The organism is Lysinibacillus sp. FSL K6-3209 (assembly GCF_037976175.1).
Lineage (GTDB): Bacteria > Bacillota > Bacilli > Bacillales_A > Planococcaceae > Lysinibacillus > Lysinibacillus sphaericus_D.
In genome coordinates this window covers 2,655,236-2,680,848 of record NZ_CP150264.1, presented here as the reverse complement: position 1 = coordinate 2,680,848, position 25,613 = coordinate 2,655,236, and the positions used below count along the sequence as shown (strand labels likewise).

At 38.7% G+C, this 25,613-nt stretch carries 23 protein-coding genes and 1 pseudogene; 18 read left to right on the top strand and 6 right to left on the bottom strand.

What is annotated here, in order from left to right:
• Nucleotides 1–175 precede the first annotated feature (175 nt).
• The 6 genes from MHH88_RS12975 to MHH88_RS12950 all read left to right on the top strand — a co-directional run bounded on the left by MHH88_RS12975 (nucleotide 176) and on the right by MHH88_RS12950 (nucleotide 5,511).
• On the top strand, nucleotides 176–565 hold the full coding sequence (locus tag MHH88_RS12975) for a carboxymuconolactone decarboxylase family protein (protein WP_339258561.1): 390 nt from the start codon (nucleotides 176–178) through the stop codon (nucleotides 563–565).
• Between the two features lie 427 nt (nucleotides 566–992).
• Nucleotides 993–2,282, top strand: coding sequence for an alpha/beta hydrolase (locus MHH88_RS12970; protein WP_339258559.1), 1,290 nt, complete (start codon nucleotides 993–995; stop codon nucleotides 2,280–2,282).
• 266 nt (nucleotides 2,283–2,548) lie between these two features.
• Nucleotides 2,549–4,222 (top strand): diguanylate cyclase, encoded by a 1,674-nt coding sequence (locus MHH88_RS12965; protein ID WP_339258557.1) that lies wholly within the window; start codon nucleotides 2,549–2,551, stop codon nucleotides 4,220–4,222.
• A 117-nt stretch (nucleotides 4,223–4,339) separates the two neighbouring features.
• Nucleotides 4,340–4,492 (top strand): YpzG family protein, encoded by a 153-nt coding sequence (locus MHH88_RS12960; RefSeq protein ID WP_069513162.1) that lies wholly within the window; start codon nucleotides 4,340–4,342, stop codon nucleotides 4,490–4,492.
• A 127-nt stretch (nucleotides 4,493–4,619) separates the two neighbouring features.
• Nucleotides 4,620–4,955, top strand: coding sequence for a GNAT family N-acetyltransferase (locus MHH88_RS12955; protein ID WP_339258554.1), 336 nt, complete (start codon nucleotides 4,620–4,622; stop codon nucleotides 4,953–4,955).
• 211 nt (nucleotides 4,956–5,166) lie between these two features.
• Nucleotides 5,167–5,511, top strand: coding sequence for a cupin (locus MHH88_RS12950; protein WP_069513164.1), 345 nt, complete (start codon nucleotides 5,167–5,169; stop codon nucleotides 5,509–5,511).
• Between the two features lie 47 nt (nucleotides 5,512–5,558).
• Here MHH88_RS12950 and MHH88_RS12945 read toward each other — a convergent pair whose 3' ends face one another.
• Nucleotides 5,559–6,053, bottom strand: a complete 495-nt coding sequence (locus MHH88_RS12945) for a GNAT family N-acetyltransferase (protein WP_176723230.1) — start codon at nucleotides 6,051–6,053, stop codon at nucleotides 5,559–5,561.
• 73 nt (nucleotides 6,054–6,126) lie between these two features.
• On the opposite strand from MHH88_RS12945, the gene MHH88_RS12940 reads away from it, so the two are divergent.
• Nucleotides 6,127–6,540 (top strand): NUDIX domain-containing protein, encoded by a 414-nt coding sequence (locus tag MHH88_RS12940; RefSeq protein ID WP_069513165.1) that lies wholly within the window; start codon nucleotides 6,127–6,129, stop codon nucleotides 6,538–6,540.
• Nucleotides 6,541–6,669: 129 nt separating this feature from the next.
• Here MHH88_RS12940 and MHH88_RS12935 read toward each other — a convergent pair whose 3' ends face one another.
• From MHH88_RS12935 to mscL, 3 genes are all read right to left on the bottom strand, one after another.
• On the bottom strand, nucleotides 6,670–7,830 hold the full coding sequence (locus tag MHH88_RS12935; protein ID WP_339258551.1) for an aminotransferase class I/II-fold pyridoxal phosphate-dependent enzyme: 1,161 nt from the start codon (nucleotides 7,828–7,830) through the stop codon (nucleotides 6,670–6,672).
• Nucleotides 7,831–7,833: 3 nt separating this feature from the next.
• Nucleotides 7,834–8,949, bottom strand: coding sequence for a methionine biosynthesis PLP-dependent protein (locus MHH88_RS12930; protein WP_339263062.1), 1,116 nt, complete (start codon nucleotides 8,947–8,949; stop codon nucleotides 7,834–7,836).
• Nucleotides 8,950–9,262: 313 nt separating this feature from the next.
• A complete protein-coding gene (gene mscL, locus MHH88_RS12925; RefSeq protein ID WP_339258549.1) occupies nucleotides 9,263–9,652 on the bottom strand; it encodes a large conductance mechanosensitive channel protein MscL in 390 nt (129 codons plus the stop codon).
• Between the two features lie 173 nt (nucleotides 9,653–9,825).
• Between mscL and MHH88_RS12920 the strand changes: the two genes are divergently transcribed.
• From MHH88_RS12920 to MHH88_RS12910, 3 genes and pseudogenes are all read left to right on the top strand, one after another.
• The gene (locus MHH88_RS12920) at nucleotides 9,826–10,185 is read left to right on the top strand and encodes a hypothetical protein (protein ID WP_339258547.1); all 360 of its coding nucleotides are present in this window, start codon (nucleotides 9,826–9,828) and stop codon (nucleotides 10,183–10,185) included.
• A gap of 580 nt (nucleotides 10,186–10,765) precedes the next feature.
• Nucleotides 10,766–12,589: a reverse transcriptase domain-containing protein gene (locus MHH88_RS12915; RefSeq protein WP_339258545.1), complete on the top strand. Its 1,824-nt coding sequence runs from the start codon at nucleotides 10,766–10,768 to the stop codon at nucleotides 12,587–12,589.
• Nucleotides 12,590–12,692: 103 nt separating this feature from the next.
• Nucleotides 12,693–13,040: pseudogene (locus tag MHH88_RS12910) on the top strand (lytic murein transglycosylase); the annotation flags it as partial.
• A gap of 40 nt (nucleotides 13,041–13,080) precedes the next feature.
• On the opposite strand, the gene MHH88_RS12905 reads toward MHH88_RS12910, so the two are convergent.
• Complete coding sequence (locus tag MHH88_RS12905; protein WP_024361073.1) at nucleotides 13,081–13,338, bottom strand: GlsB/YeaQ/YmgE family stress response membrane protein; 258 nt, start codon at nucleotides 13,336–13,338, stop codon at nucleotides 13,081–13,083.
• A 104-nt stretch (nucleotides 13,339–13,442) separates the two neighbouring features.
• Nucleotides 13,443–13,988, bottom strand: a complete 546-nt coding sequence (locus tag MHH88_RS12900; protein ID WP_069513170.1) for an isochorismatase family cysteine hydrolase — start codon at nucleotides 13,986–13,988, stop codon at nucleotides 13,443–13,445.
• A gap of 432 nt (nucleotides 13,989–14,420) precedes the next feature.
• Here MHH88_RS12900 and MHH88_RS12895 point away from each other — a divergent pair, with 432 nt between their 5' ends.
• From MHH88_RS12895 to leuB, 8 genes are all read left to right on the top strand, one after another.
• Complete coding sequence (locus MHH88_RS12895) at nucleotides 14,421–15,596, top strand: amino acid deaminase/aldolase (protein ID WP_339258543.1); 1,176 nt, start codon at nucleotides 14,421–14,423, stop codon at nucleotides 15,594–15,596.
• Nucleotides 15,584–16,906, top strand: coding sequence for a D-arabinono-1,4-lactone oxidase (locus tag MHH88_RS12890; protein WP_339258541.1), 1,323 nt, complete (start codon nucleotides 15,584–15,586; stop codon nucleotides 16,904–16,906). Before MHH88_RS12895 ends, MHH88_RS12890 begins: the two co-directional genes overlap by 13 nt.
• A gap of 391 nt (nucleotides 16,907–17,297) precedes the next feature.
• Nucleotides 17,298–18,968: a dihydroxy-acid dehydratase gene (ilvD, locus tag MHH88_RS12885; RefSeq protein ID WP_339258539.1), complete on the top strand. Its 1,671-nt coding sequence runs from the start codon at nucleotides 17,298–17,300 to the stop codon at nucleotides 18,966–18,968.
• A 510-nt stretch (nucleotides 18,969–19,478) separates the two neighbouring features.
• Nucleotides 19,479–21,242 carry a biosynthetic-type acetolactate synthase large subunit gene (gene ilvB, locus MHH88_RS12880; protein WP_069513174.1) on the top strand — a complete coding sequence of 588 codons (1,764 nt, stop codon included), beginning with the start codon at nucleotides 19,479–19,481 and terminating at the stop codon, nucleotides 21,240–21,242.
• Nucleotides 21,239–21,754 carry an acetolactate synthase small subunit gene (ilvN, locus tag MHH88_RS12875; RefSeq protein WP_024361067.1) on the top strand — a complete coding sequence of 172 codons (516 nt, stop codon included), beginning with the start codon at nucleotides 21,239–21,241 and terminating at the stop codon, nucleotides 21,752–21,754. Before ilvB ends, ilvN begins: the two co-directional genes overlap by 4 nt.
• Nucleotides 21,755–21,853: 99 nt before the next feature.
• Entirely contained in the window at nucleotides 21,854–22,888 is a 1,035-nt protein-coding gene (gene ilvC, locus MHH88_RS12870) for a ketol-acid reductoisomerase (RefSeq protein WP_024361066.1), read from the top strand.
• Nucleotides 22,875–24,416, top strand: coding sequence for a 2-isopropylmalate synthase (locus MHH88_RS12865; protein ID WP_339258536.1), 1,542 nt, complete (start codon nucleotides 22,875–22,877; stop codon nucleotides 24,414–24,416). Before ilvC ends, MHH88_RS12865 begins: the two co-directional genes overlap by 14 nt.
• A gap of 87 nt (nucleotides 24,417–24,503) precedes the next feature.
• Nucleotides 24,504–25,604, top strand: a complete 1,101-nt coding sequence (gene leuB / locus MHH88_RS12860; protein WP_024361064.1) for a 3-isopropylmalate dehydrogenase — start codon at nucleotides 24,504–24,506, stop codon at nucleotides 25,602–25,604.
• Nucleotides 25,605–25,613 lie beyond the last annotated feature (9 nt).

The window sequence follows — 25,613 nt, the reverse complement described above, 5'->3', positions numbered from 1 at the left end:
AAGCTGTCCAGTGAGGCACTATGAAAAACCTTAATCCTTTTTCTGTAGAGCCAGAGGGTGAAACAAAAAAGAGCACCTTACATATGTGAAGGACAATCCCCAATTTTCGGAGACGCGAAATTGGGGTTTTTGTATAAGGAACATATAGTCATGTTAAAAAGGGGAGAAATGTCATATGACGGATCGTTTTACAAAGGGGTTAGAAACAATGAAGCACTATGTAACAGAAGAAGAGGCATACCGTATGGTAGAATCGGATGCCCTCGCTGACATAGCGCCCGATTTGCGCAAAATGATTATCGAGTTTGCCTATGGAGATGTCTATTCACGCCCAGGACTTGATGCGAAAAGTCGAGCACTTGTCGTGATCACAGCAGTTGTTACACAAAGTGCTGTACCACAAACGAAAACCCATATAACACGAGGGTTGCATGCAGGATTAACACCAACAGAAATTGTGGAAGCACTATTGCAATTAGTACCCTATATCGGCTTTCCTCGTGTACAAAATGCGCTAACGATTGCTCAACAAGTATTTGCGGAAAAGCAGCTAACTATAAAATAAACAAGCGATAAAAATTTTTTAACAACATGTATAGAGTTTTGGAATATGGCCCATACTGTTAAAGGATACACTTAATCATCTAATATGATGAGGAGGATGCAGAATGAGTAGTTCAACTCCAGTAGACAACGAATCTCAGGAAAGTCCGCCACAGCTGAATAAGGTTTATGCTTCACATATCTTAAGGAGTAGGTAATGAGAGATATCTCTGGGTTACTGTATCTTAAGATGAAGTAGAAACCACAACTGTACAATCAAATAGAATGTATAAGTGTCCAAGGACCCAGAATTTTTCTGGGTCTTTCTTTTTTGCTAAATTTAGTTGATATTGCAAATAAACTGTTATACTCTAAGTATGACAGATGCAGTCGCAAACGTATAACAATTTGAGTGTTTATTATGCGTATTGTTATAAGGGAGGGTTTTGATGAAAAAACTTTTTGTACTATGTTTGATAGCAATCGCATTAGTTGCCTGTTCGCCAAAAGAAAAAGCAACACAGGTCGACAAAAAGGAGGATGAACCTGCTATGAATGAACAGCTAATCGGGAAATGGGCAGGGGATATTGAACTTCCAAATGGTTCACTACCTATTATTGTAGACTTACAAAAAGAGGGCGGAACATTATCTGTTCCTGCACAAGGGTTAAGTAATTATCCCTTTAAAAGTGTGTCATATAGTGGTAATAAAGTACACATTAGCATTCGTTTAAATGGCTCGGCCATTGAGGTAAACGGAACGTTAAAAGACGAGCAAATTGAAGCTAAGTTTAATCAAAATGGAGGAGAATTCCGCCTTATTTTAAAGCGTTATGAAGAACAGCCAGAACAACCTGTCTCCTACGAAACATTCACAGTTCCGGTTAAGGATGGCGATTTAACAGTCGCACTGCAAAAAAGCACTAAGGAGCCTTCACCAGTCGTACTCATTATTGCAGGTTCTGGCCCGACAGATAAGGATGGGAATTCCGCAATTGCTGGACAAAATAATAGTTTGAAAATGCTTGCAGAAGGATTAGCCCAAGATGGTATTGCAAGTGTTCGATACGATAAACGAGGTATCGGGGATAATGCTTCCCTATTGAAAAAGGAAGAGGATATCACCATCGATCAATATGTTGACGATGCAGTGCAAATCATTCATGCACTGTCCGCCAATCAAGCTTTTTCAAGCGTTCATATTATTGGGCATAGTGAAGGGTCATTAATTGGTATGCTCGCCGCTAAAAAGACCAATGTGGAATCATTTGTGTCAATAGCAGGCGCAGGTAGAACGGCTGATACGTTACTTTTAGAGCAATTATCAGGACAATTAACACCTGCTCTAACAACTGAAACTAATATGATTCTGGCCGCACTGAAAAATGGGGAGCAAGTGCAACATGTATCGCCAGAGCTACAAGCCTTATTTAGACCTTCTGTGCAGCCATATATGATGTCATGGCTGAAATATAATCCAGCTACTGAACTTCAACATGTAAAAGGACGCGTGTTACTGATTCAAGGAACGACAGATATCCAAGTGAAAACAACAGATGTCGAAGCGTTGAAGCGAGGCAATGAAAAAGCTGAACTTCTCTATATGGAGGGCATGAATCATATTCTAAAAAATGCACCGGAGGATCGAACGAAGAATTTAGCGACTTACGCAGACCCAACATTGCCACTACATCCAAAGTTATTGCCAGCTATTCACAAATTTATCGCCAATGATTAGTAGCAATAGACAAATGGTCACAACATAGGTCAGGTTCGACTTATGTTGTGGCTGTTTTCGTCTTTAAAAGGGTGAAGTAAAGAGTATCAGAATTATCCGATATTTAACATTTTGTAAATTTCTCCTCCTAATAAAGATTAAAAAGTTAACTAACTATGTAATTTCTCACTGTCACAATCACGGTAGTATGGTATTTTTAATGATGAAAATAAAAAAGTTTCCATATAAATAGTAAAAAATGGATGTGTTTTTGCGGAGGTAAGGCTTTGAAAACTGTTAAGAAAGTTTTGTGCCAAAATACGATAAAAAATCAGCTTCGAAGAGGCCACATTGTAATTATTTTTATCATTAGTTTATGTATTTTTATTCCTACAATTTTTATTGAATATCAGCAAACGATTAACCAGCAAAAAGTAGAAATGACCCATTACTTAGACGCTCAAACCTATTTTTTTGAAAGCTGGTTAATGGAGCGCTCAAAAGATATACATACTATGACGAATTTAGATTTTGTAAAAGGCTATCAGTATAAAGAATCACAAGCTTATTTTCAAGAATTTAAAAAGCAATCCGTTTTTACTGATTTAGTTTTTGTGAACAAAGAAGGGATAGTGCAGTTCGATACTGTAACCGAATATCAACAAAATGGAGTTGGGATTGATGTAAATAATCGTGAGTATTTTCAAGTCGCGAAGAAAACGAAACAGCAATATATAACAGATGTATTGATTAGTAAAGTCACAAAACAGCCAATTATCGCTTTTGCCTCTCCAATTCTTGATGAGCAACAACAATTTAATGGTGTTGTGTTTGGCACAGTGAATTTTAATACAATCGATCAACTTTTAAACGAATCAAGAGTCGGTTTTCAAGGGCATGCATATATTGTCAATCGGGATGGAACCTTACTAACGGAATTCGATACCAACAAGAAAAAGAAAGATGCGAATGGTCAAAATATAATTTTAAAAAATGAAATGATTGATAAACGAATTTTTATGATGGCTCAAACGGATGCATTAAAGTCCTCATTAAATACTTATAAGGATGCTAAGGGACAATGGGTTTTGGCTAAAAATAAGCCAATTAATCAAGGGAAATGGTACATTATTTCTGAAGTCAATCTGATGGAAGCATATTCACCTCTGTTTAAAAGATTTGGGTTGCTAGCTGTATGTATCTTATTAGGTACATTTTTCACTATTAAAGTAATGTTACTTATTACAAAAAAAATAGAGGAACCCATCGAACAGCTACTGGAAGGCGTTGCCAAAGTGGAGCAAGGTAACTATGATTATAAAATCAATGAAAAACAGCTAGCTCCTTATGCTAAAGAGTTTCAGGAGCTTTGTTCGTCTTTTAATGAGATGAGTACAAAAGTGAAAGAAGACACAATATTGCTAAAGGAGCTATCGGTTACATGCCAGCTAACAAAACTTTATAATCGTCGATATTTAATCGAGCAAGGAGAGCAAGTTTTTCAGGGATGTAAAAATGAAGACGATCATTGTTCCTGTATCGCGATTGACATCGATTTTTTCAAAAAGGTTAACGACCATTACGGGCATTTAATTGGTGATGAGGTATTAAAGCATGTTGCAACGATCATAAAGGAATCTGTCAGAAGAAAGGATATTACAACGAGATACGGTGGTGAGGAATTTGTTATTTTGTGTCCTTCGACTTCGTTAGAAAGTGCTGTGAAAATAGCAGAGCGTATAAGAAAAAATGTTGAGCAACATCCTTTTCATGTAGGTGAACAGTTTATTCATATGACAGTGAGTGTCGGCATAGCTGAATATGCAAATGAGGCTGATATCTCGACCTTTTATGAGCTAATCGATAAGGCAGATCAAGCTCTTTATATTGCAAAGGAGAGCGGACGCAATATGTTAAGGATTTATAATGGTGAAAATAACTTTGCTAGTGTTAACAAATAACAAACGTAAAGAAGATTTTTTTCGTCATTTCAAAAAAAGAGGGTGTAGTCTTTTAAAGGAACGGTCATACTAACATGGATTCACTTATAAAGTCTATAATGATGAGGAGGATGTAAAATGAGTAGGCCGGAACAATTAGACCCGAAATCTCAAAAAATCCACCGTAACTGGACAAGGATTAAGCGTTCAAAATCTCAAGTAAATGGTGAAACGGAGATAACTCTCCATAACCGTATCTTGAGAAGTGAAGCGAAAGCCCGACAGTTTTAATCATGCCTAGAAGTAATAAGTGTCATCAAGCCCAGAAATTTTTCTGGGCTTTTTTTATTTAAAGTTATGTACTATATAAGTATTGGATGTGTAGTAAAATAAAGGAAGTGCGAAGGGAGGAACTAGAATGAGCAAGCAAATAAACATTCGCGTCGCATGTTTTGCAGATGCACAACAAATGCTAAAAATCCAGCAGGAAGTAATGGCTGAAGAACGATATTTCATCTCGACCGAAGCAGAATTTCAACAAACAATTGAAGGTCAGCAAGCATGGATACAGAAGAAATTGGCGAATGATCGTGACATAATTCTTATTGCCGAATGCAATAAAACAATCGTTGGCTGGCTAGCATTTCAATCGCCAGAACGAAAACGTCTAGCCCATACAGGTAGCTTTGGAATGATGGTTCGAAAAGATCAACGAGGGCAAGGAATTGGGAAACGTTTAATGAAGCGCTACTGACATGGGCAGCTGCCAATCCACTAATCGAGAAAGTTTGTTTAGGCGTATTGTCCAGCAATATCAGTGCTATTGCCCTTTATCGAAAAATGGGTTTTATCGAAGAAGGTAGAAAGATACATGAAATCAAAATTGCTGACAATCTATATGTTGATGATATATTAATGTACAAATTGGTTTAATGCATATTTTCTTATTAGAAAGAGGTTTTTTTATGAAAATTTATAAGTTTACAAAGGACGGCGCTAATGCCATTCACCATTACAACTCGTTGCATTCATTTTACACAAAAATAATGACAACAGTGGAGCCAACAAATATAGGGTTTATATACATAGAAGCGGGCGGATTTGTCGGTCTGCATGAAGCACCTGTTCCACAGCTATTTATAGTTATTGAAGGAGAGGGATGGGTTTGTGGTGAGAATCGAGAGAAATTAGTCGTAAAACAGGGGGACGGTGTTTTTTGGCAAGTGGGACAAGCCCATGAGTCCGGCAGTGACAAAGGGTTAACAGCCCTCGTTATTCAATCTAAGCAAATTGATTTGCCTATAAAATAGAGGGCAACACTAGCATATTTCCTAATAAGACGAAGACAGTGACACCGTTATTTTTTTGCTAATGGTAGAATCAAACGTATTGTTTTTAACATATGCCCTTCAAATAACTCATCAAATTCGTCTACTTGTTGGAAGCCCTTTGCGCTGTAGAATTGTCTACCGATTCTATTGTCTTTCTCAACGCATACAGTAAGCGAGGTTGCTCCTTGTAATCTTTGAATACCGTTTTCCAATAGAGCTGAACCAATGCCTTTATGTTGAGCGGTTGGAAGGAGGTAAATAGCGAGTAACTCGGCCTGTCCCTCTTCATTAACATTTGAAAAATTAGCAAAGCCAATAAGAGACTCACCAACTGTTGCCACTAAAAAAGGGCTTGTTTGAAGACGGCATGTTAAACGTTCATTACTATAGGCGGCTTGAAGAAATCGTTCTTGAATATGCTTTGGTATGATTCCTTCATATGTTGCAGCCCAAGTTGTTTGCGCAATTTCTTGAACAAAAGAGATGTCATCTTCATTCATTTGTCGTATAATGAGTGTCACTACATATCACCTACAATTTCAATAATTTCTATATATTGTAACATATAACGTAACGACCAAGGGGGATGTTTTTATGCAAGTTTTAGAAAAAGCATTTGGTTATATTACCCGAAAATATGACGATCGGATTCAGGTCCTTGTATTTGAGCAAAATACAGAGGGAGCGGGCATTCAAATTCCAAAAGGTACAATTGAAGACGGAGAAACGCCACTTGAAGCAGTTATACGAGAGATGGTGGAGGAAACGGGTTTAACAAATTTAGAAGTACAAGGCCTTATCGCACAGGATTATGCTGAGCATTATTCAGGAGCATTGCAAAAACGCTATTTTTTCCATTTAACTTCAAATGAGTTACAACATACTTGGCAACACAATCCAACAGGCTTAAACGAGGGCAACCTTCAATTTACATTTTATTGGATTGAAAAGGAACATGACGTTGAGCTCGCAAAAGGACATGGCGATTATTTATATCGTATTGTCTAGTGCCAGTCACCCAAACAATTCTGAATTTTTAGGTAAAATAAAAACCCACTTAGATTTCAACGGCTTACACTGTGCTCGTCTGAAATTCGAAGTGGGTTAGTTTAGTGCCAGTCACGCAAGTTTCTGTTTTTACGCTTTAGCGGCAATTTCTAATGCTTGGGCAAAGTCTGCAATTAAATCATCCACATGCTCCAAACCGACTGAGAATCGTAATAATCCATCAGTAATGCCACGTTTGATCCGTTCTTCAGGCTCCATAGCAGCATGGCTCATTTTTGCTGGGTAGGAAAGAATAGATTCCACACCACCAAGAGATACAGCAAAGACGGGAATCTTCATCGCTTCTACTAATGCTTTCGCTGCTGCATAGGTAGGTAGGCGGAACGACAAGACAGCGCCTGCACTTGTACATTGGCTTTGATGAATGGCATAGCCAGGATGTGAGGCAAGACCTGGGTAATACACTTGCTCGACAAGGGAATTTGCTTCTAAAAACTGTGCAATCTTTTGTGCGGATGCAGCAGAACGGCTAAAACGTACATCGGTTGTTTTCATATTTTGTAGTAGTGTGAAGGAATCTTGTACACCTAAAATATTACCAAAAGAATTTTGGATAAAATACAGGTCGTTTCCTAGTTGTTCATCTGCTGTTACAGTGAGTCCTGCAATAATATCAGAGTGGCCAGATAAAAACTTCGTGGCACTATGAATGACGACATCTACACCTAAGTCAAGAGGTCGTTGGTGTAAAGGTGTCATAAATGTATTATCTAAAAACGTTAGACATTGATGTTGTTTGGCTAGTGCGACTACTGCACGGATATCTGTAATTCCTAATGTAGGATTTGATGGTGTCTCCATATAGAGAAGCTTTGTAGTAGGTGTAATAGCAGCTTCAACCGCCGCTATATCAGTAAAATCCACGAACGTATATGTAATCCCGAATCGAGGTAATACTTTTGACACAAAGCGGTAAGTACCTCCATAGACGTCCGCTGTAATGACAATGTGATCACCTTGTGATAATAACATTAAGGCTGCGGAAACTGCTGCAATACCAGAAGAGAAGGCATGTGCACGAACGCCACCTTCAAGCTCGGCAACGGCTTTCTCTAACGCGTCACGTGTTGGGTTACCTGAACGAGCATAATCGTATTCACCGAATTCATCGATGCTTTCTTGGTGAAATGTTGAAGAAACATACATCGGCACATTGACCGCACCTTTTTTATTTTTGTAGCCATCTCGTACACCAGCGTGGATAAGCGCTGTCTCAATATGTTGTTTCATTTTCTATTCCTCTTTTCTCAACGTATCAAATACTTGTTTTAAATCTGCAATTAAATCTTCAGCTTCTTCGATGCCGACAGAGAAGCGTAGTAAACGATCGCAAACGCCGCGTGCTACACGTTCCTCGTAAGGCATATCGGCATGTGTTTGTGTAGCAGGGTAGGTGATAAAGCTTTCAACGCCACCAAGGCTCTCTGCAAAAATAATTAACTTTAAGTTCCGAAGAAATGGGTCAATCCATTCAGGCTTTTGTAGTCGGAATGACAACATACCACCTTTACCCGTATATAATACGTCTGTGACAAGTTCTTCTTCCTCTAAATAAGCAGCGATCGCTTTGGCATTGGCATCATGTTGTTTTAAGCGAAGATGTAACGTTTTTAAGCCACGAATCAATAACCAAGAATCCATTGCACCTAGTACCATTCCGCTACCATTATGAATAAAGCCGAGACGTTCGGATAGCTCAGCACCTTTTGAGACAACTAAACCGGCTAATACGTCATTATGTCCGCCAATATACTTTGTTGCAGAATGCAGTACAATATCTGCACCTAGTTCAATTGGTCGTTGGAAGTAGGGTGTATAGAAAGTATTATCTACGATTAGCAATGCACCGTGTTGATGGGCAAGCTCAGCATACACTTTGAGATCAAATTCCTGCATAAGTGGGTTTGTTGGTGTTTCGATAAAGAGGGCACGCGTATTGTCATTGATTAACGCCTCTACTTGCTCAAGCGATTCAAATTTTGAATAGATTGGTTTAATATTGTATGTTTCTTTAAAAAAGTTAAAAAGACGATATGTACCACCATATAAATCATCTGGTACGATGAGTTCATCTCCTGGTTTAAATAGAGACATCACCAGTTGGATTGCAGCCATACCGGAACTACAGGCAAAGCCAGCATCGCCACCTTCTAAATCTGCAATACCTGCTTCTAAAATGGCACGCGTTGGGTTTTTTGTACGTGCGTAGTCAAATCCTGTTGATTCACCGATACCTGTATGTTTATAGGCAGTTGATAAATGAATGGGTGGGCTAACAGCGCCAGTTCTAGGGTCACTCAAATTGCCAAGCTGTACAAGTTTTGTTTCAATACGTCGATTGTTTGTCATGTCGTCACTCTTTTCTTCATCGTTAATATAGAAAGAGTCCACTAGGGGACTCTATTCCTTAATAGAATAATTCAATTAGTATCTTCAATTTTCTCTATAATTGTTACTTAATTTAACATGGAAAGTACAGAAGGACAAGATGATTTCAGAAAATTACATAGATTATTAAAAATAAATCATGTAGGAATAGTAGGGGATTGATGATTGGCGATGAAAAGAGGCTTGAAAGAGGCACAAATAAAAAAGGCTATAGATTCGTTTTCGCGTAGCACGAAAATATCTATAGCCTTTGTGGCACATAATGCCTTGTCCATTATGCTTGTTGTTTTTTTAATAAATCTCGAATTTCTTTTAACAGTTCTTCTTTTGCATCTAGCACAGGTGTCGGTTCCTCTACAACAGCTTCCTCTTTTTTTCTAGTAAATTTCGTCATAAGACGTAATGCTAAGAAAATAGCAAAGGCGATAATTAAAAAATCAATAATTGATTGTAAAAATACACCTAACTTCACTTGCGCTGTACCAGAACCAAACATAAAGCTTTCTGTTAAATCAATGCCACCTGTTAACACACCGACTAATGGCATAATAATATTTTCTACTAAGGAGGTAACGATTTTCCCGAAAGCCCCACCAATTACAACGGCAATCGCTAAATCAATTATATTGCCTTTCATAGCAAATTCCTTAAAGTCTTTCCACATATAATATATCCTCCCAATAATTATCCAAAAAAAACAATCGAATTGTATTCTACTATATTACCCTAATTATATTCAACTATAAACATAGGAAAAAGAAAAATAGAAAAAATCTACAACATAAAACGGTAAATTTGGTAATATAGAAGTAGACAAAGAATGATTAGGTGTGACATATGGCGAAAAAAAAACAAAAGAAACCATTACTATCCCCAGGCATGAAGATGGGGATGATTGCATTATTAATCCCTGTAGCCATTACTGTTTATGTACTTGCTTTTTTTGCTTGGAAGGAGCTACAAACATTCCCGATTTTCGAAAAACTTGCACAACAAAAGGCGATTGAGGAAATACAGCAGCATTTCGATATGAACATTCCAGAACAATATATTCCGGTGTATGTTGCTGCCGAGGAGAAATATGGCGTGCCTTGGACATTGTTAGCTGCCCATCATCGTATTGAAACACGATTTTCTTCCATGAAATCACTTGTTTCGCCAGCAGGGGCAGTCGGACATATGCAAGTGCGACCATAAGGTCATGTAAGAAATCTCCACTAGCAAGGAGTAGGTAAGACTACAATACCTATCATTACCCAACTTATCCGTGAGGGAAACCAATATCGGGGAGTGTAGCATGTTGGGAAAGCTATAAGTTATCGAATCATCACGATACGACTGAATAGCAAAATGAAAAGATGTAAACGAGGATAAAAGCTAAACTGCCTGAATGACAGTCCGAGGAGGTTATTGGTCCACCTATGACGGAAGATGATTATTTACGTCATACAGCGAAACAGAATGGTTAATTGGTAGCCATCTCTGAATACACTTTGATTAATTGCATGTCAAAAGTGCGTAGTCTATCGCTGACCAACTATAATAAATAGTAAAGGGCGAACGTCATATCCGACATTACATCGTGCTTGTTCTTATATGTGCTAAATGGTGATTACCTACGTCAGAACGCTTAAATAAAAGCTATGATAAAACGTATCTGAATATCTGATATGGTAACGGAGTTCTCGTAGTAGTCCGAGGTGGGGAAAGCCCATCACATGGCGAAGGGGAACAGCTTATCAAGTCTAACTAAAATTGGAAAGGAGCGTGAGGCTCTATGAGAAGTCCAAACACTGTGTTAGACAGTCTAACGAAACAATCAACACGCGAAAACTACAAATTCGAACGAATCTATCGAAACTTGTATAATGTGGAATTCTATTTAATGGCTTACGCTAAGATTTATGCGAAAGAAGGCAATATGACACAAGGTGTTGATGGACAAACCATTGATGGTATGAGTCTAGAACGAATTGAAAGATTAATTGAAAGCCTAAAAGATTATAGTTATCAACCAAAACCGTCCAAAAGGGTTTACATTCCAAAAAAGAACGGTGGTAAAAGACCATTAGGTATACCATCTTTCGAAGATAAATTAGTTCAAGAAGTAGTAAGAAGTTTACTTGAAGCTATGTACGAAAAAACTTTCTCGGTACACTCTCATGGTTTTAGACCAAACAAAAGCTGTCATACTGCACTTATGCAAGTAAAAGACAGATTTACTGGAGCTAAATGGTTTGTGGAAGGTGATATTAAAGGATTCTTTGATAACATTAATCATCACAAACTAATTGAGATTTTGAAAAGAAAAATTAATGATGATAAATTCATTGACTTAATTTGGAAATTTCTTAAAGCAGGTTTCCTAGAGGACTGGCAATATCACAAAACATATAGTGGTACTCCGCAAGGTGGAATCATCAGCCCCATCCTTTCAAATATCTATCTAAATGAGTTAGATAACTTTGTTTTAGTTTACAAAGATAAATTTGACAAAGGAAAAGGACGAAAACGTCTACCGGAATACCGTACTAGAGAAGCTAGACTACACCGAGCAAACGCAAGGTATAAGGAAAAATGGGAAGAAATGAACGAGAAAGAAAAAGAACAAGCACTTCAACACTTGGACGAGTTGAAAAATCACATGATGGAATTACCCTACAAAGACCCTATGGATGAAAACTACAAGCGAATACAGTATGTGCGATATGCCGACGATTTCCTAATCGGTGTTATCGGTAGTAAAGAGGATTGTCAACAAATAAAACATGACATTAGCACTTTCTTAAGTGAAGAACTGAAAATTGAATTATCACAAGAAAAAACGCTCATTACGCATTCTAGTAAAAGAGCAAGGTTTCTTGGATATGATATTAAAATTAGTCATGATAATAAAACGACAAAATACACAGCGAGTGGACATAAACAACGTACACGTACAATGAGCTGTGAACTTCTTTTACCACATGAAATATGGCGAAATAAATTAATCGAATACAAAGCGTTAAAAATAGACGAAAATACACAAAAATGGAAGTCTACTCATCGGGCGCATCTTCTGCAAAACGATGATCTTGAAATATTGATGATTTACAACGCAGAAATCAGAGGTTTATATAATTATTACAAGTTAGCGAACAATGTTTATAAACTAGATGGATTTAAATTCATCATGGAATATAGCATGTATAAAACTTTCGCAAACAAATATAAATCAAGCGTTAGAAAAATCCACAGAAAATACAGTATAAATGGAGATTTTGCGGTGAGATACGAAACTGTCAATGGCAGTAAAATCGCATTCTTCTATAAAGATGGATTTAAAAAGAAATTATTACCATCTTCATATGCCGATGTTGATGTTATTTCTAAGACAAGAAACATCATTTACAACCGAACAGGTCTCATTGAGAGGCTTGTAGCAAAGGAATGTGAATGGTGTCATGCCACAGATGTGGATTTAGAAATTCATCACATTAAGAAGTTAAAAGACCTCGAAGGCAAAAAACGATGGGAAAAACGCATGATTGAAAGAAACCGTAAAACGATGGCACTATGCAAAAAATGCCATGTTGATTTACACAACGGTAAATTAGACTGATAGGTGGAGAGCCGTATACGCCGAGAGGTGTACGTACGGTTCGGGGAGGAGTTCTTGGAAACCTAGCATAGAAATATGCCAAGGCGCCGGGTTCTTACTCTACTTTATGCCTTGTACATTTGTAGGATGGAAACACCCAACTTGTGAGGGATTGGGTCAGGGCAATATTACAAAAGCAGAGCTGATGAATCCCGAAACCATTAAAAAATATGGAGGCTACGGTGTCGATGCCAATGGGGATGGTATTGCGGATCCCTATGATATCGAAGATGCTGTATTTAGTGCTGCCAATTATTTATCAAAGTATGGCGCGGCAAAAGGTGACGTAAAACGAGCCGTTTTCAATTATAATCATAGTGAAGAATACGTTAAAAATGTCTTACATTACTATAATTTGTATAATGATTACCACGATGAATTAAAAACAGCCGTCCTTCTTAATGCAAAATAATAAAAGAGCCATCTAAATCGATGGCTCTTTTTGTACATAATTACGTAGCTTTACGCATACTTTTAAGAATAATGCTTACAATGAAGATAAGCACAATTGCACCTATTAACGCTGGAAATACATAGAAATCGCTGACTTTCCAACCCCAGTTGCCTAAAACCATACTACCTATCCAAGAACCGACAATCCCGGCAATAATATTACCAATAATGCCTCCAGGAACATCTTTTCCTAAAATGACGCCAGCTAACCAACCTAAAATTCCTCCGATGATTAAATACCAAATGAAACTGATCATAATGATTCATCTCCTCAAAGTTAAGATATAATGGCATTACTTAGTTATATCCTTTTTGGAGATAATTAAACCTCTACAGCTACTTTTTTATGATTTCATTTATTTTATTTCACAACTGTCGCTCCTAAAGTATGTTCAAAATGACGCAAAGCCCAATCATGTCCGGCTGCATCAAAACTTGCTACTGCATTTGCATAAATAACAGTAGAAATGCCCAAATTATAAGCATCCACAGCCGTATGCAAAATACAAATATCTGTACAAACACCAACTAAATGAACTTCCTCGATGTTCCGTTCTTTTAATAAAATGGCTAAATTTGTTCCTGCAAAGGCACTATAACGTGTTTTATCGAGCCAAATCACTTTATCCTTATACAAGTTATAAACTTCACCAACATGACCGTATAGATTGCGACCTGATGTTCCCCGAATATTGTGAGGAGGAAAAAGCTTTGTTTCAGGGTGAAATGGATCGTTTTCTTCATGTAAATCATTAGCGAAGACGACGACATTTTTTTCTGCAATAAATTGTTCAATTAAATTTGCAATAGGCGTATCGAGTAATTGTCCTGGTTCCCCACATGTTAATTTACCATCTGTTGCTACAAAATCATTTGTATAATCAATTACCAGTAATGCTTTTTTCAATTTCGTCCACTCCTTTAGGCATGATTTCACTCTTTATCATGCCATATTTGGTTTTGGCTGTCAGAAAAATAGTTATATTTTAATATTAAGAATAGTTTGAAAATTGAACAAGGTGAGCGTATAATGTGAAAAAAAGGAGAGGTGATAGTTTATGAATATGACTGTTATGAAACGTTTAGATCGCCAAGGATTCTTTATTGCTGCGCTACATTTGGTGGTAATGTTAAATTTAGCTGCTGAGTTTTTATTGGCATCCTAATCTCTTAAAAATCTAATAGAAAGGTGAGTACAATGCTTGACCTATACTAAAACAACCGTGAAGGCAATTTCGTCGTAATACACGGTTGTTTTTTGTTGCCTATTGTGAAGTAGACAAGCTTTCGGTGTATTTTTCTTGTACTTGACCAATATAAATCATACGAGGGGGATTAAATGACAACGAGATTTCAACAGGCTTTCCATGGCATAGAGCGTCCATTTGCTTGGTTAGACCTTGATGCACTAGATGATAATATCGCAAAGGTGCAACAAGCTTGTGGGCAAAAAAAAATCCGCATAGCAACAAAATCAATACGCTCGGTGGAGGTATTGCACTATCTCCAACAACACCTGTCGAATATAACAGGATTCATGACATTTACCGCGGCAGAATCCATCTTTTTACTCCAAAAAAATTTCGATGATGTGCTGCTTGGTTATCCTGTTATGGAAGATATGGCTGTACGCAAGCTATTGCACTATGTAAAAGAGGGAAAAACCGTCACATTTATGGTAGATAGATGTGAGCAAGTTGCGTTTTTAGAAAAAATAGGAGCGGAGCTTGATGTAAAGGTATCCATCTGTATCGATATTAATTTATCTACTGATTTTAAAGTACTTTATTTTGGTACAAAGCGCTCATCTCTTGACTCGCTGGAGTCTATCACGCCTTTTTTAACTTATATAAAACAGCAGTCGCATATAGAAGTTGTAGGCGTTATGGGATATGAGGCGCAAATAGCTGGTGTTGGCAATCGGCCTGCTAATGCTATAAAAGGTAGGCTAATAGATTTCATGCAAACTCAAGCCAAAAAGCAAGTAACCCAATTTCGTAGATTAGCTATTGCGCATGTAAAAGCCTACTTTCCTCAATTACGCTTTGTTAATGGTGGAGGAACAGGCAGTATGATATATACTGCGGAGCAGAAGGAAGTGACAGAAATTACAGTTGGTTCAGCATTTTATGCACCAGCCCTTTTTGATCAATTTGCCCATTTGCAACTGTCAAAAGCAGCAGGCTTTGCACTCCGTGTGACGCGGAAACCAGCGCCTAATATTGTTGTCTGTCATGGTGGTGGTTATCCAGCGTCTGGAGCAATGGCGAATGATCGATACCCGGCATTTTACGAGCCGAACTATTTTGCCTTTCTTCGTTTAGAAGGGGCAGGAGAAGTGCAAACACCGATTAAGGTAACAGGCAAAACACTCACAATTGGGGATACCATCTATTTTCGCCATGCAAAGGCTGGAGAGCTTTGCGAAAGATTTCAAACACTTCATGGCATAAGGCAAGACGAATATGTAGGTAGCTTTGCGACGTACAGGGGGGATGGTCAATGTTTTCTGTAGAGAAGTGGAAAAATGGGGGGAAATGGACGAACTGGGCTGGCAATATAATAGCGTATCCAAGTGAGATGCATTTACCTTGTTCTATAGAAGAAGTTGTAAATGTAGTGAAGCATGCGCGTGATAGGAAGAAAACCATTCGTGTAACAGGTGCAGCGCATTCATTTAGTGCTGTTGCCATGCCGGAGCATATTGCACTGTCATTACATAATATGCGCGGGCTTATTTCGATAGATGCCGAAAACCAAGAAGCTACACTGTGGGCAGGCACTTATTTATATGAGATTGGACCACAGCTTGCAAAGCATGGGTTTGGCTTAATGAATATGGGCGATATTCAAGAACAGAGCATTGCCGGAGCAGTGTCTACTGGTACACATGGAACAGGGGTGACTTTAGGTTCGTTGTCGTCTGCTGTGACACGCTGGTGTTTTGTTGATGGAAATGGAACTTATCATGAACATATTCGAGGGACTGACGATTTATCCGAGGCGCTTCATGTCTCACTTGGCATGCTAGGAGTACTTGTAAAAGTGACGCTAAAAGTGTTGCCACTCTATAGTTTACATTATATTGGCACAAGGGACACATTAACAAACGGACTAGCCACCTTTGCACAAGATATTCGACAGCATCGACATGTTGAATGGTTTTACTTTCCTGGTAGTGAAACGATTCAAATTAAACGTATGAATGCGATGGCCCCAGTGTATCAAAGTGAATGGCGCAAGTATGTAGAAAATATAAAACTTCAAATGGTAGAAAATGGTGCGTTTTTTGCGATTTCAGAGCTATGTAAATGGAAACCAGCTTTAAGTAGTGCAATGAGTAAATTAGCTGCTGCCAATGTTGTGGAGGCCGAGAAGATTGGCATTAGCTATGAAATCTATCCATCTCCTAGAAGTGTCAAATTCCAAGAAAGCGAGTACGCCATATCATTAACGCAATTTGAGGCATGCATGGAAGAAATTCATGCAATGTTTAAAAAAGGACATTTGCATGTGCATTTTCCATTGGAATGCCGTACAACAGCAGGTGAGGCTGGTTATTTAAGTCCTACACAAGGACAAGAATCCGCCTTTATTGCTTTTCATATGTATAAAGGCATGTCGGAAGAGCCTTATTTTACATGGGTGCATAATTTAATGCAAAAATATCATGGTCGACCACATTGGGGAAAACAAAGCCATTTAACTGCACAGCAAGTACACGCATTATATCCAAATATAGATAAATTTTTAACAGTTCGTGCACAATATGATCCTGACAAAGTATTTTTCACACGTTACTTAGAGCAATTATTCATATTGTAAAATTTAGAATTTAACAACAACTGAATTGTAAAATTTTTTTAAGAAGTGTATTGGGAAAGATGAAAGCATGTTTGATAAATAATCACCGAAATAGTGTTTATAATGAAAAAATTTAAATTTGAACGAAATGTCAAAATATTTATCAAATCGAGATAAAACCGATGCTTAATCAGCATGTAAACGATTTCAAATTTCGCTGAGTTTTTGAATTGTTTAAACAATTCAAAAAATACTGTTGACTTAGCCTAGTTATTCGTACTATGATAACAACAATTTAATACGTTCGTTCCTACAATCAGTTGCCACAAAGGCAATCAGCTAGGTAAAAACAAAATAGACAGAACATTTTGTATATAGCGACGAACATAGCAATAAATGAGGGGCGTTTAAAATGAGAAGTGACATGATTAAAGTAGGCGTAGATCGTGCGCCACATCGTAGTCTTTTATATGCAACAGGCAAAGTAAAAGCAAAAGATTTAGGGAAACCATTTATTGGGGTTTGTAACTCTTATATCGACATTATTCCAGGTCACGTTCATTTACGTACATTTGCTGATGTAGTGAAAGAAGCCATAATTGAAGCGGGGGGCATTCCATTCGAATTTAATACGATTGGTGTGGATGATGGTATTGCAATGGGCCATATTGGTATGCGTTATTCTTTACCAAGCCGTGAAATTATAGCGGATTCAGCAGAAACAGTTATTAATGCACACTGGTTTGATGGCGTATTTTACATTCCAAACTGTGACAAAATCACACCAGGAATGTTAATGGCAGCAGTTCGTACGAACGTACCATCAATTTTTGTATCTGGTGGTCCAATGGAGGCAGGTACATCTGCTACAGGAAAACAGCTTTCATTAACTTCAGTATTTGAAGGTGTTGGGGCTCATAAATCAGGTAATATGTCAGCTGAAGAGCTGTTAGATATTGAAAATAATGCATGTCCAACATGTGGTTCATGTTCAGGGATGTTCACAGCGAACTCCATGAACTGCTTAATGGAAATGCTAGGTGTAGCACTTCCAGGCAACGGTACAATCGTTGCTACGTCTGAAGATCGACATAAGTTGATTAAAGAAGCCGCTAAACAATTAGTGCGCATGATTAAAGAAGACGTTAAGCCACGTGACATCATTACAAAAGAAGCAATTGATGATGCATTTGCACTCGATATGGCAATGGGCGGTTCCACGAATACGGTGCTTCACACATTAGCGATCGCAAATGAAGCTGAAATCGACTATAACATTGAAGATATTAATAAAGTTGCAGAGCGTGTGCCATATTTAGCAAAAATTATGCCTGCTTCCGATATTTCAATGGATGATATCAATAAAGCAGGTGGTGTCAGTGCCATCATTAATGAATTAGCATCTATTCCAGGTGCCATTCATCCAAATCGTCCGACTGTTGCAGGTCTAACAATGGGCGAACTAGTCAAAGATTATCACATTACAAATGATCAAGTTATTCGTACAAAAGACAATCCTTATAGCCCAGTCGGAGGTTTATCGGTGCTATTTGGTAATATCGCACCAGATGGCTCTGTCATTAAAGTAGGTGCTGTCGATCCTTCGATTAAAGTATTTACAGGGGAGGCTATTGTCTTCGAATCACAAGAAGCAGCGCAAGAAAATATTGATAACGGTACTGTTAAGGAAGGCCATGTCGTCGTCATTCGTTATGAAGGACCGAAAGGTGGCCCAGGGATGCCAGAAATGTTAGCACCTACATCAGCCATTCAAGGTCGTGGTCTCGGTACAAAGGTAGCATTAATTACGGACGGTCGATTCTCCGGTGCATCTCGCGGTATTTCAATCGGGCATATATCGCCGGAAGCAGCAGAAGGCGGTCCAATCGCCTTAGTTGAAAATGGTGACATCATTACGATTGATTTACCAAATCGTACAATTAATTTAGAAGTTTCAGATGAAGTATTAGCAGAACGTCGCGCAAAACTGCCAGTGTTTGAACCGAAAATCAAACGTGGCTGGTTAGCAAGATATTCAAAATTAGTAACAAGCGCCTCAACAGGTGGCGTGATGAAAATTTAGTCTTAAAAACTAGTAAAAAATCAATAGGTTAAAACGTTGATGAGGTTAAAGGTTCTAGAGCCTTGTATCTACCAGAGAGCCGGTCGTGCTGGAAGCCGGCGATACAACTAGATCCGACATCCCCTCGGAGTGAACTATTAAACGCGTGATCGCCATTAGATAGTTCCGGGCATAATCGAAGTGCTCGTTATTAATGAATAAATGATTTATGACACCGTATTGGATGTAAGTTCACTTGCATTGGTGCATAAATGCTTTCATTTATTCGCGAGGTAGCAATATGATTGCTATAAACAAGGGTGGTACCATGAAAAGTCTTTTTCATCCCTACGCAAGGTAGTTCTTTGCGTTCGGAGAAAAAGGCTTTTTATTATTTATTAAGCGTAGAATATTCCGTTTTCAGCATAAATAGTTGAACCTTTTCAGCGTTACATCACTAAAGTGTTCATTAACTAGATGAGGTAGTCGTATGCTGGTGTGAATCGAAAGACAAGAAGGAGGCATATTTTGATGAGTGCGAATGTTTCAATTAATGAAAAAGAACAATTGGCGACAGAAGAAGTAGAACAAACTTTTCAAGCGAAAGATGGTGCAGACGTTTTAGTCCAAGCGCTGCATGATCAAGATGTAGATATTATTTTTGGCTATCCAGGTGGAGCAGTACTTCAAATATATGATGCAATGTACAAAAACCCAATTCGTCATATTTTAACACGTCACGAGCAAGGTGCCATTCACGCAGCTGAAGGCTATGCACGTGTATCGAATAAGCCGGGTGTTGTTATCGCAACAAGCGGTCCAGGGGCAACGAACTTAGTAACTGGTATTGCCGATGCGATGATTGATTCCATTCCTTTAGTTGTCTTTACTGGTCAAGTAGCGACAACGGTTATTGGGACAGATGCATTCCAAGAGGCAGATATTATGGGGATTACAACACCTATTACAAAGCACAACTACCAAGTGCAAGATGTCAATGATATCCCTCGCATAGTGAAAGAAGCGTTCCATATTGCGAATACAGGTCGTAAAGGACCTGTTGTGGTAGATTTCCCGAAAAATGTATCTCAAATGCTGTTTGATGTAAATAATCCACCACAAGAACCAGAAGAAATTTATTTACCAGGCTATCAGCCAACATACAAGCCGAACTATTTGCAAATTCAAAAGGCTATTCAAGCTATTTCGCTAGCGAAAAATCCAGTAATTCTAGCAGGGGCGGGTGTACTATTTGCCGATGCTCGTGAAGAATTAACAACATTCGCTGAGAAGTATCAAATTCCTGTGACGAATACCTTATTAGGTCTTGGCTCCATCCATGGCGATCACGATTTATTCATTGGAATGGCCGGAATGCATGGAACAGTAACGGCAAATATGGCGATTACTAAGTCAGATTTACTATTAAATATTGGTGCTCGATTTGATGACCGTTTAACAGGGAATTTAGCAACGTTTGCTCCAAATGCAACAATCGTTCATATTGACATTGATCCAGCTGAAATCGGAAAAAACGTACCGACCGATATTCCAATCGTGGCGGATGCAAAAGAGGCATTAAAATCTCTTCTGAAAAAAGATTTTGAAGGTCCAGATACGAAACAATGGCTTGAATTTTTAAACAATCATGCAAAAGAATATCCGCTGTGGTATTCAAAAGAAGATGGAGACACAGAGGTGTTACCGCAGGAAGCACTAGAACTTGTGCATAAAATTACTGAAGGTGATGCCATTGTGACGACGGATGTAGGGCAGCATCAAATGTGGGCTGCGCAATATTACCGCTTAAACAATGATCATGGTTGGGTAACGTCTGGTGGACTTGGTACGATGGGCTTCGGCTTCCCAGCTGCAATAGGGGCCCAGTTTGCGAAGCCAGACAAAAAAGTTGTTTCGATTGTAGGCGATGCAGGCTTCCAAATGACTGCACAAGAGCTTTCATTATTAAAAGAATTCAACTTACCAGTAAAAATTGTGATTTTAAATAACAGTTGTTTAGGGATGGTACGCCAATGGCAACAAACATTCTATGAAGAGCGTTATTCATCATCACTTATGCCAATCCAGCCAGATTTTGTTAAATTAGCGGATGCTTACGGCATTAAAGGCTATCGAATTAACACAATTGACGAAGCGGAAAGTATTTTCCGTGAGGCACTTCTTTCTGACGAGCCAGCGTTAATCGACTGCCGTGTAAAACAGCTTGAATGTGTATACCCGATGGTTGCACCAGGTAAAGGGTTACATGAAATGATTGGGGTGAAAAAGAATTGAAACGAGTAATTACAGTAACAGTGATTAATCAAAGTGGTGTATTAAACCGTATAACAGGTTTACTTATGAAGCGTCAATTCAATATCGAATCGATTACAGTTGGTCATACTGAACAGCCAAACTTCTCAAAAATGACATTTGTTGTGAATGTAGAAGATGAGCGCAAAATTGAACAACTAGTGAAGCAATTATCGAAGCAAATTGATGTGTTAAAGGTCAATGACATTACAGATAAATCCATCGTGCTTCGTGAGCTAGCGCTTGTGAAGGTTATTTCACCACCAAATTTACGTCTGGAAATGAACTCAATTGTTGAGCCATTCCGTCCACAAATTATTGATACAGCGAAAAACGTTGTGACATATCAAGTGGTAGGAAATCCAGAAAAAATTGATGCCTTTATTGAGCTTATTCGCCCATATGGTATTAAAGAATTAACGCGCACAGGTGCAACGGCATCTGTTCGTGAAACACAAAAAACCATCAATACGCAGCTCTCTATTTTAAAATAGTTTGCATATAAAATCGAAACTTGTGATTTGAGGCACTGTAAAGCTGCAAATGCTCATAAGTTTAAAAAAAACAAACCCAATTTTAGGAGGAAACAAACAATGGCTACAATGTACTATGAACAAAACATCAACGAGGACGTATTAAAAGGGAAAAAAATCGCAATTATCGGTTATGGCTCACAAGGTCATGCACATGCATTAAACCTTAAAGAATCAGGTTTTGATGTAGTAGTAGGTGTTCGTCCAGGTGGATCTTTCGATGCAGCAAAAGCTGATGGCTTAGACGTTAAAACAGTTGCAGAGGCAGCGCAAGAAGCAGATGTAATCCAAATCTTACTACCAGATGAGCGTCAAAAAGCAGTTTATGAAGCTGAAATTGCTCCATATTTAGAAGCTGGTAAAGCACTGATGTTTGCACATGGTTTCAATATTCACTTTGGTCAAATTACGCCACCTGCAGATGTTGACGTATTTTTAGTAGCACCAAAAGGACCAGGTCATCTAGTGCGTCGTCAATTCCAACAAGGTGCTGGTGTACCAGGACTATTTGCTATCCACCAAGATGCAACGGGTCAAGCAAAAGATTTAGCACTTGCTTACGGTAAAGGTATTGGCGCTGCTCGTGGCGGTTTATTAGAAACATCATTCAAAGAAGAAACTGAAACGGATCTATTCGGTGAGCAAGCAGTACTTTGCGGTGGGGCAACTCAATTAGTTAAAGCTGGATTTGAAACATTAGTAGAAGCGGGCTACCAACCAGAGCTTGCTTACTTTGAGACATTACACGAATTAAAATTAATCGTAGATTTAATGTTTGAAGGCGGTATGGCGACAATGCGTTACTCTGTTTCAGATACAGCTGAGTGGGGTGATTATGTTGCAGGTCCACGCATCATCGACGATTCAGTTAAAGCTCGCATGAAAGACGTATTAACAGATATCCAAGATGGTACATTTGCTCGTCGTTGGATTCAAGAAAATGAAAATGGTCGTCCAGACTATACAAAATTCAAAGAAGCTGGTGCAAACCACCAAATCGAAGAAGTTGGTGCAAAACTACGTGCAATGATGCCATTCATCAATGAAGGTAAGGAAAAAGTTGTGAGAGAAGTGGCTACAAGTGCGAAAAATTGATATTTTCGATACAACACTTCGCGATGGTGAACAATCTGCCGGTATTAATTTAAATACAGCAGAGAAAATTGAGATTGCCAAGCAACTTGAACGTCTAGGTGTAACAATTATTGAAGCAGGTTTTCCTGCTTCATCTCCCGGTGATTTTGATGCGGTTCAGCGTATTGCAGGTACTGTGAAAAATTCAATCGTTACAGGGCTAGCGCGTTGCGTGCAAAAAGATATTGATACAACATGGGAAGCGATTAAAGTAGCAGAACAACCGCATATTCATATTTTTTTAGCAACATCTCCAATTCATATGGAATACAAGTTAAAAAAATCACCTGATCAAGTCGTAGAGCAAGCCATTGAAGCAGTGAAATATGCGAAAAAATACTTCCCACTTGTGCAATGGTCTGCCGAAGATGCGTTCCGCTCAGATCGCGAATTTTTAGTACGTATTATGAATGATGTTATTGCTGCTGGCGCGACGACGATTAACGTGCCAGATACAGTGGGCTATGCTTCTCCGCAAGAATATGGCGCATTATTCAAATTTTTACTAGAAAACGTCAAAGGTGCTGAAAAGGTGAAATTCTCAGCACACTGCCATGACGATTTAGGAATGGCTACGGCTAACACCATTGCGGCTATCGAAAATGGTGCGTCACAAGTTGAAGGAACAATTAACGGTATCGGGGAGCGTGCAGGGAATGTTGCACTAGAGGAAATCGCTGTAGCCCTCCATATCCGGAAAGATATCTATCCTGTTGAAACAGGCATCAACTTACAGGAAATTAAGCGTACATCGCAATTAGTTAGTAAACTAACGAATGTCGTTATTCAGCCGAATAAAGCAATTGTCGGTAAAAATGCATTTGCACATGAGTCGGGCATTCACCAAGATGGCGTGTTAAAAAATCCTGAAACATATGAAATTATATCACCTGCGCTGATTGGCGAAGGAGAAGTACCGCTTGTTCTAGGAAAACATTCAGGACGCGCTGCTTTCCGTGATCGTGCAGAAACAATGGGCTTTACACTGTCAGATGAAAAGCTAAACAAAGCTTTTGCTGAATTTAAAAAACTAGCCGACCGTAAAAAAGAAATTACGGAAGAAGATTTATTAACGCTGCTAACAGAGCAGCAAATTCAAATCGAAGATGTGCCATTGTTTGAGCTTAAAATGGTACAAGTGCAATATGGAACAGAAAATATTCCAACTGCTACCGCGACGGTCGTGACGCCAGAAGGCAATGTGAAAAATGTTGTGGCTACAGGCTCAGGCTCAGTGGAAGCAATATTTAATACGTTAGAACAGCTTGTGCCTGGTGCTATCAATGTCATTGATTACCGAGTGAAGTCTGTCGGCAAAGGGCGTGATGCACTTGGTGAGGCTGTTATTAATATCCGATACGATGGTGTATCAACAACGGGACGAAACTCTTCACAGGATGTATTAGAAGCATCCGCGAAAGCTTATTTAAATGCGATTAACCGACATTTAATTCAGGTAAGTCTTCGAGCACAAGGTGAACTCGTTTAACTTGATTTGACTCTCACCTAGCAAAGCAGGTGAGAGTCTTTACTAAAATAGCGTAACCGTACGCTAGACAAAGAAAGGTGTTTTACGATGGAGAAAAAAATTACAGTACTTCCTGGCGATGGAATTGGGCCAGAGGTGGTTGCGTCAGCTATACGTGTACTACAAGTAATAGGCAAACGTTTCAACCATACATTCCATTTAGGATATGGAACAATCGGAGGCGCTGCCATCGATCAACACAACAATCCACTACCCGATGAAACAATTGAAATGTGTGAGAGCAGTGATGCGATTTTACTAGGCGCAGTAGGGGGGCCAAAATGGGACAATAACCCGCCAGAATTACGTCCAGAAAAAGGCTTACTTCGTATCCGCAAGCACTTTGACTTATTTGCAAATTTACGTCCAGTAAAGGCGTTCCCGAGTTTACTAGAGGCTTCACCTTTAAAACGTGAAGTAGCCGAAAACGTCGATTTAATGATCGTACGTGAACTTACAGGCGGCGTATACTTCGGGGAACCACGTATGCGTACTGAAAATGGCGCGATTGATACAACAGTTTACTCAACAGCTGAAGTAGAGCGTATCGTTGAAAATGCCTTTGAATTAGCACGTTTACGTGGAGGCAAATTATGTTCAGTCGATAAGGCAAACGTACTTGAAACTAGCCGTTTATGGCGCGAAGTAGTAGAAGCGAAGAAAAAAGACTATCCTGATGTTCAAGTGGAACACAACTTAGTAGATTCCGTAGCGATGAAATTAATTACAAATCCTGCTCATTATGATGTCGTTGTAACAGAAAACATGTTTGGTGATATTTTAAGTGATGAAGCATCGGTTATTACAGGTTCTCTTGGCGTACTACCATCCGCATCCATCCGCGGTGATAATTTTGGACTTTACGAACCAGTACACGGTTCAGCACCAGAAATTGCAGGGCAAGGTGTGGCTAATCCAGCAGCAACGATTCTGTCAGTCGCTATGATGTTACAATACTCATTTGGCCTAGCAGAAGAAGCGGCTGAAATCGAACGTGCAGTAAGTGCAGTATTTGATGATGGGTACTTTACAGCTGATCTTGCACGTGATGGAGGACGCACGTTATCTACAAATGAATGGACAGATAAAGTCATTAATGAAATTGATACAAGTTTTGTTTCAGAAAGTATTATGACAACATATATTTAAGAAATAGGT